The organism is Limimaricola sp. G21655-S1 (assembly GCF_027213785.1).
Taxonomy (GTDB): domain Bacteria; phylum Pseudomonadota; class Alphaproteobacteria; order Rhodobacterales; family Rhodobacteraceae; genus Limimaricola.
Map to the genome: position 1 here is coordinate 1 of NZ_JAPWGO010000038.1, position 13083 is coordinate 13083.

The window sequence follows — 13083 nt, forward strand, 5'->3', positions numbered from 1 at the left end:
CGGGTCGCCCAGCTGCTGGTCGACCCGATGCTTCGGCTTCCAGAGACGCGCCTTTCAAGCGGCCTTGCCGCCGACCTGCTTGGCAAAGCAGTCCTCGTGGCCGCAACATTATCGCGGCATGAACCACGTCAGACTTCCGGGGGGCTGGTTTGCTTCAGCCACGTGGCCATGCTCGATGTTTCGACAGCAGCGTAGTGCTCGCCTCCGCTGAAGGGACAATGCCGACAGGCTCGACCGGGCGGCGGTTGATGAGCCGGTCGACCCATTCAAGGATCGCGCATGTCATCTCTCCGGAGCTCCGCCACGATCCTTCGTAAGCGACGACTTTGGACTTGGAGAGCGCATGGATTTCTCAGTTCTCCGCAGACGTCCATTGGTCGCCGGCAAAAGTCGGAACCGCGAGGTCAAGGCTTTTCATGAGCGCGCGTCACCACCGCCTCGAAGGCTTCCAGAGTGGTTTCGCTGACGTGGTGTTCGATCCCTTCGGCGTCCCGTTCCGCCGTTTCCTCATCGATCCCAAGGCTCAGGAGAAACGCCACCACGATACGGTGACGCCTACGGCAGGCCCCTGCCAGTTTCTGTCCCTCAGGGGTGAGAAAAATGGCTCTATACCTCTCGCGGGAAACGAGGCCTGCCTCCTTTAGTCTTGAGATGTTCTTGGTGACCGTGGGGGGTTTCACACCCAGGCGCTCGGCGATGTCCACCGGTCTCGCTTCGCCCTGAATCTCGATCAGCTCGGCGATCAATTCGACATAGTCTTCGGCCATTTCGCTCTCATGCGCCTGGCGCACGGTCGCGAAGCCTTCCGCCTGCGCCTTGGCATCCCTGTCGCTCGCGTCGGACGCCTCACGTCCATGTATCTGCAATTTCGTCATGCCCGGACATTGCCGCGATCTGGCGGGAATGACAACTTGTTAGCACTATCTATATATGTTAGCGTCGGCTAACTTTTGAGACCGGAGAACGCTGTGACCTCGAGATTTCCTGCATTGTTGCTTGCCGCTTTTGCAGGGGCGCTTGCCCTCTCTGGCTCTGCTTTGGCGACTCCTGCCAAAGAGGCGCCCTGGCTTCCCGAAGCGGCCGCCTATCGGCTGACACTCTTCCTCGGAAATCTCGAGCCGTTGCCCTGGGACGACGTAGAGGCCGCTTGGTCTGAACCCCACCGCAACTCGGATTTCTCGTTCGGCGCGCTGGCGCGTCTGGATGAAGATAGCGACGTGAAGCCTGACACGCTCATGGATGCTATCTCGAGCGAGGACCGGCATGCGGTCTTCGCCGAGGCGACGCGATTGATCGCGCTTAGGCTCGAAGAAGAGCTGGATCGGGCCATTGCGGCCGAAAGCCCGGCGACCGCGCAGCGGGCCGTGCGCGAAGCCCGTGAACTTTACCGCGCCTTCGCGGACGGCATCGCCGCCGCCGATCCCGAAGCTTCGAGGCGTATCGGCCGCGCATGGCTGGAACTCGCCAGCAGCGCGGGTTCTCCCGGTCTCCTTGGCGCAGGCACGACACCTACCTCCACCGAAGCAATGGCAACCGCGCGCGCAGTCATCTCGGACTATCTCGCCGACAACTATCTCCTCGACACTTTCACGACGCGGCGGACGCTGAGCGCTCTACCGGAAACAGCGGTGCTGAGTGGCCGCTCCGTCGAAGTGCCGCCAAGCCTGCCGCCCGGCTCGGATATTTTCGATCAGGACCCGCTGCCGCTGCTTGTGCTCAACTTCGAGGAGCAGGGCATAGATGAAACGGACCTCCCACTCGTCGCCTATGGCGACATGCTGTTCGACAGCGCGCAGATCTTCGGCAGTCCCGCGCGTGATATCGGAATCGCCTGTTCGACCTGTCACAACCGCTCGGACGTGAACCAGCGCCTCTTCATCCCCGGCGCCAGCCACCAGCCCGGTGCGATCGACGTGGATGGCGCATTCTTCAATCCCATCTTCAACGACCGGCGCGACGACCCGATTGATATTCCGAGCCTGCGCGGACTGCGCTTCACCGGACCCTATGGCCGCGATGGCCGCTTCGCTTCCCTGCGCGATTTCAGCCGCAACGTGATCGTCAACGAGTTCGGCGGCGAGGAGCCGACGCCCTTCATGCTGGACGCGCTGGTCGCCTACATGCTCGAATTCGACTTTCTGCCCAACGCCATGCTGACAGCCGATGGTAGGCTTACCAGTGCCGCGCCAGAGGCCGCTCGACGCGGCGAGGCGATCTTCAGCCGTCCCTTCGCAGGCCTCGGCGACCGTTCCTGCGCCAGTTGTCATGTCCCGGACGCGAACTTCCTGGATCGTCAGGCACACGACATCGGCTCAGTCGCGCAGGTCTATGAAGGCGCTCGTGCCGGTGCACTGGATACCCCAACGCTGCTCGGCACCGTCTATACAGCACCCTATTTCCACGACGGATCGCTGCCGACACTGGCGGCTGTCGTGAACTGGTTCGACGAGACGAAATCGCTTGGGCTGACCGAGGCGGATCGTGACGACCTCACGGCCTATCTGGAAGCTGTGGGCGCGGCGGATGAGCCTTATGAGGCCTTCGGCAGCGAAAACACAGCCTTCCGGCTGGCATTTTCCGAGCTCACGACGTTTGCCTCGACACTCGACACGCTGATCCCACAACGGGATGCGGAGCATATCCTGCTGCTGGTCGACACTGTCGCGGCGGATCTCGCGACCGACGCCGGCACCATGTCCAACCTTGCCGCCCGCCCCGATGTCTACGCGCTGGCCGAAGGGCTGGAGGAAGTCGGCGCTGCGGTGCGCGACGAGGACTGGGCGGCCGCGGAAGCAAGCTGGAGCGCGTTCAAGTCCGACGCCAACGCGATTGACGAAAGGGCCTTCTGATGGCGACGAAACTGAACCGCAGAGCCGTTCTGGCCATGGCTGGAGCAAGCACAGTGCTTCTGGCGGCGCCCCTTGCCGCGCAAGATGATACGTTACGCCTTGCCTTCATTCCGCAGGAAAATCCCGACAAGCTGCTGGGGGATATCGAGGCCATCACAGGCTGGCTGTCCGAGCAGATCGGCGTGCCTGTCGAGGGCTTCGTCACCATCGACCATGCCGCCGCGGTCGAGGCGTTGAGGAACGGTGACGCGGATATCTCCTTCATGGGGGCGCTGCCCTTTGTTCTGGCCGAGGCCGAGATCGACGCGATCCCGCTCCTGTCCGAGGTCTACCGCGGTGATCCGAGTTACACCGGCCGCGTTTTCGTTCGCCGCGACGCCGGCATCCAGTCGCTCGCCGACCTGCGTGGTAGGGACATCGCCTTCGCCGATCCGATATCGGAGTCGGGCTATCTTTACCCGCTTGCCGAGTTCGAGCGCGCGGGGCTGATCGACCGCCCGGAGGCCGCCGACGCGTTCTTCGGACGGGTCTTCTTCGCGGGTGGCTATCAACAGGCAATGCAGGCGATGGCCGAAGGGCTGGTCGCGGCGGCAGGCGCCAGTCAGTATGCCGATCTCCTGCTCACGCCGGAGCAGCAGTCGCAGGTGACCTGGATCGCGGAGAGCGATGCCATTCCCAGCCACGTGGTGATCGCTCGGCCAGGGCTGGACGTTGGCCTGCGCACGCGGTTCGTCGATGCCATGATGATGCTGAACAAGCCAAAGCACCGCGACAAACTGCGCTTTCTTTATGGGCCAGATGGATACGTCAGAGCCGATCCCGCCGCCTACGAAGGTGTGCGCGACTTGGCAAGGCGATACGGACTATTGAAATGAGCCCGGCCGTGCAGATCGACGACCTGAGCTTTGCCCATCCGGGTTCGGATCTTCCGGCTCTGGAAAGGATTTCTCTGCTCGTTCCCCCGGGGGAAAGCATCGCTCTGCTCGGTCCCTCTGGTGCGGGCAAGACGACGCTCCTGGCACTGCTCGACGGTAGGCTCCGGGGCTGGCAAGGGCGAACTTCGGTCTTGGGAGCGTCGCTCGATCCCGATCGACCGCCTCTGCGCGCGCGACGCCCTGACACAGGCTTCGTGTTCCAGGAATTCGCCCTGGTCGAACGGTCCACGGTCCTACGCAACGTTCTCAATGGCCGCTTGGGGCGCATGTCGCCTTTGCGCGCCTTGATGGGATCGCCGACTTCGCATGATCTGGAAACTGCGCTTGCCGCGCTCGCCGACTGCGGCATCGCCGATCTCGCCGAGCGCAGAGTCGACAGTCTCAGCGGCGGACAGCGGCAGCGCGTTGCCATCGCACGCTGTCTGGCGCAGGAGCCGCGACTGATCCTTGCAGACGAGCCGGTAAGCAGTCTCGACCCCGCCCGGGCAGCCGAGATTCTGACGCTGCTGACAGGCGCGGCACGAGCGCGCGGCGCAACGGCGATGTTCTCGTCGCATCAGCCCGATCTGGCGCGGCGTTTCGCGCAACGCATCGTAGGTATAAGCGGTGGGCGGATCGTCTTCGATGTCCCGACCTCCGACCTGAGCGAGGAGGCGACTGCGAACCTATACCGGGACACAGAGCGGATGCCCGGTGTCGGTCTGCGAGCGGTGTCCTGATGCGGTTTCGCGGGTTCGGCGGTTTCGCGGCCAGCACATTGGTCGCCGGTGCAATTCTGTGGTCTTTCATGACGACCGACGTCGAGTTCTCGCGTCTCCTGTCGGCCGGGCCCCGGATCGCAGAATTTCTCGGCCGGATGTTTCCCCCTGATCCGACCGTGATGAGGGAGATCATGAAGGGCGGCGCCGAAACGCTCAGGATCGCGATCCTTGGCTCTCTGGGAGCGGTGGTCCTGTCGGCCCCGCTCGGTATTCTTGCGTCCGAAACGATGGTGTCTCCGCCGCTCTATCGAACGGTTCGAACACTTCTCGCCTTCATCAGGGCGATACCTCTGATTCTTGTGGCGATGCTCATGGTTGGTGCCGTCGGCCTCGGCCCGCTGCCCGGCATCATCGCCGTTGCCTTTCATGCGACCGGAATGCTCGCCAAGTTCTATGCCGAAGCGATTGACGGTGTTTCCCGTGCGCCCATCGCGGCGCTCGAAAGCGCGGGCGCTGGACCGCTGGCGCGTCTTCGGCACGCGATCTGGCCCCAAATGGCGCCGGTTATTGCTCGTGACACGATTTTCCGGTTCGAGCTCAACCTGCGCGAGTCGCTGATCCTCGGCATCGTCGGTGCAGGCGGGATCGGCTTCTACATCCAGACCTACGTGCGGTCTTTTCAATACGACAAGGCTGCCAGTGTGACGCTCGCAGTCATCGTCATGGTCGTTGCCATCGAGGCCATCAACGTCGCGCTGCGCCGTCGCTTTGCCTGATCGTCAGGCGTAGATATCGATGGGCGTCCCATTCCGCACCATGGCGTAGATCTCTTCGATCTGACGGTCCGACACCGAGATGCAGCCTGCCGTCCAATCGCGGACATCCATGGGGTCGACCCCGGGTCTCGGGCCGCCATGGATGAAAATGTCCTTTCCGGGAGGTCGGCCAAGCGCTTCCGCAAACGCGATGTCGGCCTCATTGGGATAGGAAATGCCGATGGGCCAATCAGGATTGGCGCGCGACACAGATGGGGTTGCCGCTTGTCGATCGCAACGGCTCCAAGGTCGTTCTCTCCGGCCCACTATGCTCATACCAATAGCAAGTATCTTCAGGAAGAAGGCGCGCCGTGATGCGGTTCTGGTCAGGCGCGGCGAGGACAGCGACAGCTTCTGGAACACTGCCGATCTTGGACTAAGCATTGTCTTCCATCGTAGGCGCAGCACAACCTGCAAGGGCCAGTGTTGTTACCATGATCACCGCGGGCCGTTGAAGCATATCCATTTCACCCTTTTGGCAGGTGAACCCCATTATCTGACGATAGCGGCGCGTTTGAAGTTGCCGCCGGTCGGTTTCCCTGCTGAGCGAAAATACTGTTTTACCCCTTGAAGCTCTAGTTGCTGTAGGGGCTATTCTGATGTGGAATGAACGAATCCCGAGGTCAATCCATGTCTTCTGATGACCACCGCCATGATCGCGCCCACGACGACTCAAGCGAACATGAACATTCTCATCGAGAGGGTAGTGCGTGTTGCGGTGTTCGCACCAACACGGGATCGGCACATCCCATTCCCTCGAACGGACGAAGTTTCCAGGTCTCTGGTCTGGACTGTGCAGAAGAGGTGGCGATCCTGAACAGGGTTGTTGGTCCGAAGGTCGGCGGGACTGAGCATCTGGCGTTCGATGTCATAAACGGACGAATGACGATCCTCGACACCGCTGACAGAATTTCGGACGACGAAGTTGCGCAGCTCGTCACAAGCACGGGGATGAGCGCCAAGCCGTGGGATGCAGACAACGCAGCGAAGGACCAGGCGGCGCATCTGGTACGTCAGAAGCGCTTCACCGCACTGAGTGGCAGCTGTTGGGCGGCGGGTTTTCTCTATCACATCGTTGAGACCGGAATGGGTGGCGCGCTTGGGCTGTTCGCAGGGCATGGTGAAATGACGATGCCATTGGTGGAAGCGGGGCTGTTTGCTGTTGCGATCCTCTTTGGGGTCTGGCTGGTTGCGCCCAAGGCTTGGTCTTCTGCGCGACGGTTTTCTCCTGACATGAACTTGCTGATGGTAGTTGCCGTGGTCGGCGCCATCGGGCTCGGTGAGTTCTTTGAGGCTGCTACGGTCGCGTTTTTCTTCTCTCTCTCTCTTTATCTCGAAAGCTGGAGCGTCGGACGCGCGCGCAACGCGGTGTCGGCCCTGCTGGATCTAGCACCGCCCTCGGCGCGGGTGATCCGACCGGACGGCATCGAGACGGATGTTCCAGCGGCAGAGGTCGCCGTGAACGACCGCTTCATCGTGCGCGGCGGCGACCGTATTCCCCTCGATGGTGAAGTCGTGGACGGGGCAGGGGCCGTCGATCAGGCGCCGATCACCGGGGAAAGCGCATTGGTGCCCAAGGAGCGCGGCGACGAGGTTTATGCCGGCACGATCAACGGTGAGGGTACGCTAACCATTCGCGCGACGAAGGCCGCCTCGGACACTGTGCTGGCGAAAATCATCCGCATGGTCGGCGATGCCCACGCGCGCCGCGCGCCGGTCGAACAGTGGGTTGCAAAGTTTGCACGCATCTACACCCCCATTATCATGATGCTGGCGATCGCCATTGCGCTGTTGCCACCGATCCTCCTGGGGGGGGGCTGGGACTACTGGTTCTACAATGCGCTGGTGCTTCTGGTCATCGCCTGTCCCTGCGCGCTGGTCATTTCTACGCCGGTTTCCATCGTGGCGGCGCTTACCGCTGCGGCACGAGCGGGGGTGCTCATCAAGGGCGGCGCCTATGTCGAAGCGCCGGGCCGCACCACGGCGCTCGCGATGGACAAGACCGGAACGATCACCATGGGCGAGCCCGAAGTGGCAGCAGTCTACCCCTTGGGCGATGCCTCGGCGCATGACCTGATGAAGCGAGCGGCGGCACTGGAGGCGCGTTCGTCGCACCCGTTGGCCCGTGCCATCCTTGCGCGCGCCGAATCCGAGGGTATCGACGTGTCGGCAGCGGACCAGACACGAACGGTGCCGGGGCGAGGATTGGAAGGGCGCGCCGACGGGCACTCCATCTGGCTTGGCTCGGACCGGTTCGCCGGCGAGAAAGGATTCAGCAATTGCATTCCGGCAGATCTCCGTGATCGGATCGAAGGGGCTGGTAGCACGCTCGTTGCTATAGGGGACGAAACAGGCGTGACCGGCATTCTGGAATTGCGCGACCGCATCAGACCTGATGCCAAGCGCATCGTGGCGGAACTGCACGCGAGGGGCGTGAAGACAATCGTCATGCTGACCGGGGACAATGAACGCACCGCCCGCGCGGTAGCTGCCGAGGTCGGCATCGACAAGGTGCGTGCCGAACTGCTGCCAGAGGACAAGGTGAGGATTATCGAGGAACTGGTCGCAGACCATGACATGGTGGCGATGATCGGCGATGGCGTGAACGATGCGCCGGCCATGGCAAGGGCACATTATGCCATCGCGATGGGTGCCGTCGGATCGGATGCGGCCATCGAGACGGCTGACATCGCGCTGATGACCGACGATATCGATCGCGTGCCATGGCTTATAGGTCATTCGCGTCGGACCATGACGATCATTCATCAGAACATTGGCATCTCACTGGCAGCCAAGGCCCTGTTTGTCGGATTGACAGCATTTGGCATGGCCTCGATGTGGGGTGCGATCGCCGCCGATGTGGGCGTATCCCTGCTAGTGGTGGCCAATGCGCTGCGGCTTCTGAATGGCCACCGGATCAAGGAAAGCCCATCGGGCGGTGAACGAGTGGGCGACCAGATGGCGAAAGGTGCACTGGCGCATGGTCATTGATCCGGCGTTTTTGGTAGAGTAGCGTTCCAACCGAACCAGACCTCGCAAATGAGGCGTCGAGTAGTGATGAATACCAGAATTCTGCGGCGAGCCTTTCTATCGGGCGGATTGACCGCCGTTCTGTCGGGCTGTGCCAGCAAATTCAGATCTGACAATGGAGCCGAAGTCATCCGGCTGCGGATGTACAAGGCGCAACGCTTTCTGATCCTGGACGGTGCTGATGGTATAGTGCGAAGTTACCCCATCGGTCTCGGCTTCGCGCCCGAAGGCCACAAGCAATTCGAGGGAGACGGTCGCACTCCTGAAGGTTCCTACACAATTGACCGGCGCAACCCCAACAGCCTCTTTCATCTCTCCATCGGCATTTCCTATCCGAATGAGGCAGACATTGCTTTCGCGGAGGCGCAGGGTCGATCTCCCGGAGGGGATATCTTTGTTCACGGCGGCCCAAGGCGCGGGATCGATCCCATGAACAAGCGCGACTGGACGGCAGGCTGCATCGCGGTGTCGGACCGTCAAATCGAAGAAATCTACGCCATGGTGCGGATCGGGACGCCCATCGACATATACGCCTAAGAATCGGGCAAAGCGACGCCGCTAAAAGGCTTTAGACCCCATGATCGGGCAGTGAGCTGACTGGGTCAGTGGCCTCTCCCACGGCATTCTCCGTTCGAGGGTTGCGCCAGATTGGCTGGTGCCGAGCCTCAAGAATGGGGGAGAGACCATATGCAAGATGAGCTGCTCCCCGCCGGTCCCTCGGTCATTACGAGAGTTTGCGGGTTTGTGCTCTGGGACCCAACCTTGAACCGCCGGGTTCTGAAGTTTTCGGCCTTCATTCCGGTGACAGGCTGGTGGCGCCACCGGGATTATGGATGTAGATCGGGACGTTATATCCGATCGCGCTGTGGGGCCGAACCTCGTTGTAGTCTCTGCGCCAATTCTCCAACTTTTCGCGGGCATCATGCTGGGCGAGCTTGAGGGTGAAGCCTCCCCCTTTGGCCCACCCCGAACCAGAGGCGGCGCCCTTTAAGTGGATCGAGATCGAGACCCATGGGGCGTGGTGATCCGGGTATGCCTTCCACGCCGACGGCGCGAATCGCCGAGATTGCCGCGGCGCTGCGCGAGGCTCGGTCGAAATCCTGCCGGATCAGCGCCTGCCGATCGTGATCCCCATGCGGCTCGTGGACTTCCGCCGTGGGAATGATGGGCTGGCGGCAACAACACTCCAGAAAGAGATGGTGCTCGATCCCCATTTTGGGCAAACGCAGTGGTGTTCAGATCAAAGCGGGGCGGCCGGATCAGGCCGCCAAGCGCCCGAGATCCTCGTCTGTAGTCTCGACCCGGGTCCCGCCGAGTCCGATCAGTCTGACTCGCATGGCATATTGTAGGGCGCGAGATCGGATGAGCCCTTTTCCGCAAAGAGATCATACGGACGGTTTCTGGCAAGATAACGCCGATGGGGGCTAAACCAGCAGTGGTCTGCCAAAGGCAGCTGTCAAATTCGTTGCGATTTCTTGGCGGCGCCGATACTCAGTCTCGCGGAGATACGGCCATCCATGGTCGCAGCAAGCTGGGGCGAGCCATTGACGTCGCAACCGATGAAGCGTGTATATGCGGCTTTTGAACGTCGCGTGCCGGAGCGGCGGCTCTTTATCAAGTCAGAGAACCATACCCGCTTTGTTCGTCTGGGGGTCAGGGCTCAACTGCTGGCTTGGACTGCAGGAGGGATGTTCGTTTCTTGGGCAATTCTCGTGACGGCGATCTTACTCATCGACTCGATCGGAGCCGGGAGCTACCGAGACCAAGCTGCACGTGACTTGAATATCTATGAGGGCCGTCTCAATGCATTGTCCGATGAGCGTGACCTACGTCGAAAAGAAGCCGTAGCGGCCCAAGAACGCTTCGTCGCCGCCCTTGAGCAGATCTCGGCACTACAGAGCGAACTTCTGACTTCTACGGAACGCCACCGCGAACTCGACACAGGGCTTAGAGCTCTGCAAGCAACCTTGCGGAAAACCATGTCCGACCGAAAGGAAGCTGAGGAGCGGCTGGCCACTTTGCAGGCTAGCGAAGCCGGCGATGTGGTGCAGGCTTCCGATGCGTCGATCGGTGCCATTGACCTCTTGGCGAATGCACTCGCCGAAACGGCTGCCGAACGCGACCAGATAGCAACGGAGGCCATAGACGCTAGCGTGGTTACCGAAAAGTTCGATCTAGAACTGCGTCTCATGAAAGAGCGGAACAACGAAATCCTCGGACAGCTTGAGGATGCGTTGACGGTGCCTGTCGAGCCGCTCGATGACATGTTTCGCGCGGCAGACCTCGAACCCGAACAGCTGATGCGCGACGTGCATCAGGACCATTCCCAGAAAAGCGCGTCCTTGACGCAGATCCAGATGTCAACAATGGGAGCGGCAGATCTTGCAGACGAAACACTGCGAGCGAACCGAATTCTAGACCAGCTCGACCGCATCAACCACTACCGGCTCGCTGTCGAGCGCATTCCCTTCGCTATGCCTGTGCAAGCTTCATTCCGCTACACTTCAGGTTTTGGCCCGCGCTGGGGTCGAATGCACAAGGGCCTTGATATGGCTGGGCCTGTCGGCACACCGATCTACTCAACTGCAGACGGCGTGGTTACATATGCCGGTTGGCAGAGTGGCTATGGCCGCATCATTAAGGTTCAGCACGAGTTCGGAATCGAAACACGTTATCCCCATCTGAATAAGATCCGCGTCAAGGTCGGACAAAAAGTCTCACGTGGAGAGCAAATTGGCGATATGGGAAGCTCTGGACGCTCAACCGGCCCCCATCTCCACTATGAGATCCGGGTGAAAGGCGAGGCTGTAGATCCAATGATTTATATCCGGGCAGCTCAGAACACTCTCTGAGTTGTAGCTCCGGTTAAGGGTAAGGAAAGCGCTCCTTATAGTTGGCTCATCGGCAAAATTATCGCACGCTGCGGTGGTGCAGAGGCCGCCCACAGCATCAGGTCAGCTGGAGCCTCCGACAAACCCGGGACGGCTCGCCCCTCCATACCGTGAGCAGCCACATGCTCGTCGAATTCATCAAGAATTTTCCCAGCAATACCTTGAAGCTAAAGTTGGTAGAGGTCCTATGTGAGGGTAGTAACCTGCCGGCTTTTCTTCGGCATTAGGCTCCTTCCTGGATCAGGAGAAAGTATGCTTACGAGACGCCACTTCATTTCGACGACGGCCATGTTGTTCTCTGCTCCTATAGCGAGCCCCCTTCTCGCAAACACATGGCCAACAGAGGCCGAGAAGGCCGCTTGGGATGCACAGGTGACACCACCAAACTTCGATCCGGCGACTTCCAATCCGTGGGGCTTGCATTCGCGTTTTCTGCCGCAGCGGGTCGTTGCCAATGCCGACCTTACGCCAGGTGACATTCATGTCGATGCCGTGGCGCGGTATCTTTATCATATCGAACAGGGTGGAACAGCCATGAGGTACGGCGTAGCCATTGGACGGGGTGGCCTATACGAGCCTGGTACTTATACAATCAAGCGCAAGGTCAAGTGGCCTCACTGGACGCCGACACAGTCCATGATTGAGCGTGATCCCGAAACCTATGCGCAGTACTCGGAAGGGATGGAACCAGGACCGAACAATGCTTTGGGGTCACGCGCCCTCTACCTTTATGTGGGGGATCGGGACACTTACCTACGGATCCACGGTACACCCTCACCGCGGTCCATTGGTTCACGGGCTAGTTCGGGCTGTGTGCGCATGGTGATGGCGCACATCAACCAGCTTTATCCAGAAGTCGAGATCAATTCGACGGCCTTCCTCTATTCCGCCAAAGAAAGCGTTACTGCCCAAAGTTGAGGGACGTGCGGAATATGGCATTGGTATTTCCGGCCCCGACCCTGCAGTAGTCTTCAGAAGATGGCCGTCAGCTTCCTTGTCAGCATCTAAGTGGTAGTTTGCACACAAATGTGCTGGCCATCGACTGTCCGAAGCGGCAATTCTGTCGTTTCGACGGGGCCGGAATGGCGATACCAGTAGCAGCCGTCACTCGACCGCAGCCGCGCCGATGCGAGGTTTTGGTCGGGTGCCGCCAAGGCCGCTACGGCTTCAGATAGCTCTTGGTCCTGTCGACTATCAGAACTGTCATTCACTACTGCCGAACATGCACCGAGTACGAAACCGGCCATTAGGACCGATACGGATCGAATTCTCATCTACCGTCCTTCTTCTGCCGTTTGGCGATCATGCCTGTCGCCCGCACCCTTGCACCTGACTATCAGCGTCGCAACATAGAAAAACTGTAACCGCCGATTGAGACCGCCTGCCTGACTGGGGCTCTCTGATCTAAGACACGTGTGACCTGCTTCCGGGAAACTGGACCGCCGGATCTGGGAAAAGTCTCGTAAACTGCCGGGCAGGCAACGCGAGGAAGACTGATGCGGACATCTCGGTTCAGCGAACAGCAGATCGCCTTCATCTTGAAGCAGGCGGATGACGGGCTCAGCGTCGAGGAGGTCTGCCGGAAGGCCGGCATCTCCCAGCAGACCTACTATCTCTATGGACGGCTCTCCCGTTGCAAGTCGATGATGGCCCTGGCTGCGTAGATCCGTTGCAAACATCTATCCGGCGTCAGTCGGCTCGAGAGCCGAAGCGCCCAAATGGGCTATCTGTGAACCGGCATGGAAAAGTGACCCCGTAGCGGGGTGATCGGCGTCCAAAAATGACCCCCCCCCCTGTCTGTTGCGAATGGAGTAGAATGGCGGTGCGGAAGGGAGCCCGTCCCCCCCCAGGGTCGAGAGCCC

The 13083-nt window shown here is 60.6% G+C and carries 12 protein-coding genes and 1 pseudogene; 10 read left to right on the forward strand and 3 right to left on the reverse strand.

What is annotated here, in order from left to right; all coding sequences use genetic code 11:
• Positions 1–195: hypothetical protein (locus tag O4G76_RS19125; RefSeq protein ID WP_269398770.1), on the forward strand; the 195-nt coding region annotated here is incomplete at its 5' end.
• A 209-nt stretch (positions 196–404) separates the two neighbouring features.
• Here O4G76_RS19125 and mntR read toward each other — a convergent pair.
• Positions 405–875 (reverse strand): manganese-binding transcriptional regulator MntR, encoded by a 471-nt coding sequence (gene mntR, locus O4G76_RS19130; protein WP_269398771.1) that lies wholly within the window; start codon positions 873–875, stop codon positions 405–407.
• A 93-nt stretch (positions 876–968) separates the two neighbouring features.
• Between mntR and O4G76_RS19135 the strand changes: the two genes are divergently transcribed.
• From O4G76_RS19135 to phnE, 4 genes are read left to right on the forward strand one after another with little or no spacing between them, the layout of a single operon-like run.
• A complete protein-coding gene (locus tag O4G76_RS19135; RefSeq protein WP_269398772.1) occupies positions 969–2849 on the forward strand; it encodes a cytochrome c peroxidase in 1881 nt (626 codons plus the stop codon).
• Positions 2849–3724: a phosphate/phosphite/phosphonate ABC transporter substrate-binding protein gene (locus O4G76_RS19140; protein WP_269398773.1), complete on the forward strand. Its 876-nt coding sequence runs from the start codon at positions 2849–2851 to the stop codon at positions 3722–3724. Before O4G76_RS19135 ends, O4G76_RS19140 begins: the two co-directional genes overlap by 1 nt.
• Before the next feature lie 8 nt (positions 3725–3732).
• A complete protein-coding gene (locus O4G76_RS19145; protein ID WP_269398774.1) occupies positions 3733–4503 on the forward strand; it encodes an ATP-binding cassette domain-containing protein in 771 nt (256 codons plus the stop codon).
• Positions 4503–5261: a phosphonate ABC transporter, permease protein PhnE gene (gene phnE / locus O4G76_RS19150; RefSeq protein ID WP_256500271.1), complete on the forward strand. Its 759-nt coding sequence runs from the start codon at positions 4503–4505 to the stop codon at positions 5259–5261. The genes O4G76_RS19145 and phnE overlap by 1 nt, the downstream gene beginning before the upstream one ends.
• 3 nt (positions 5262–5264) lie before the next feature.
• Here the strand turns inward: phnE and O4G76_RS19155 are convergent, their stop codons facing one another.
• Positions 5265–5663, reverse strand: coding sequence for a L,D-transpeptidase (locus tag O4G76_RS19155; protein ID WP_269398775.1), 399 nt, complete (start codon positions 5661–5663; stop codon positions 5265–5267).
• A 441-nt stretch (positions 5664–6104) separates the two neighbouring features.
• On the opposite strand from O4G76_RS19155, the gene O4G76_RS19160 reads away from it, so the two are divergent.
• Together O4G76_RS19160 and O4G76_RS19165 are read left to right on the forward strand one after the other, a co-directional pair.
• The gene (locus tag O4G76_RS19160; RefSeq protein ID WP_099278732.1) at positions 6105–8291 is read left to right on the forward strand and encodes a cation-translocating P-type ATPase; all 2187 of its coding nucleotides are present in this window, start codon (positions 6105–6107) and stop codon (positions 8289–8291) included.
• A 66-nt stretch (positions 8292–8357) separates the two neighbouring features.
• Positions 8358–8867, forward strand: a complete 510-nt coding sequence (locus tag O4G76_RS19165; protein WP_099278731.1) for a murein L,D-transpeptidase family protein — start codon at positions 8358–8360, stop codon at positions 8865–8867.
• Positions 8868–9123: 256 nt separating this feature from the next.
• On the opposite strand, the pseudogene O4G76_RS19170 reads toward O4G76_RS19165, so the two are convergent.
• Positions 9124–9252: pseudogene (locus O4G76_RS19170) on the reverse strand (integrase core domain-containing protein); the annotation flags it as partial.
• Positions 9253–9889: 637 nt separating this feature from the next.
• On the opposite strand from O4G76_RS19170, the gene O4G76_RS19175 reads away from it, so the two are divergent.
• The 3 genes from O4G76_RS19175 (at position 9890) to O4G76_RS19185 (ending at position 12885) form a co-directional block, all read left to right on the forward strand.
• Positions 9890–11182, forward strand: coding sequence for a DUF5930 domain-containing protein (locus tag O4G76_RS19175; protein WP_099278730.1), 1293 nt, complete (start codon positions 9890–9892; stop codon positions 11180–11182).
• A 291-nt stretch (positions 11183–11473) separates the two neighbouring features.
• On the forward strand, positions 11474–12139 hold the full coding sequence (locus tag O4G76_RS19180) for a L,D-transpeptidase (RefSeq protein ID WP_099278729.1): 666 nt from the start codon (positions 11474–11476) through the stop codon (positions 12137–12139).
• Positions 12140–12717: 578 nt separating this feature from the next.
• Positions 12718–12885, forward strand: coding sequence for a transposase (locus O4G76_RS19185; protein ID WP_269398776.1), 168 nt, complete (start codon positions 12718–12720; stop codon positions 12883–12885).
• Positions 12886–13083 lie beyond the last annotated feature (198 nt).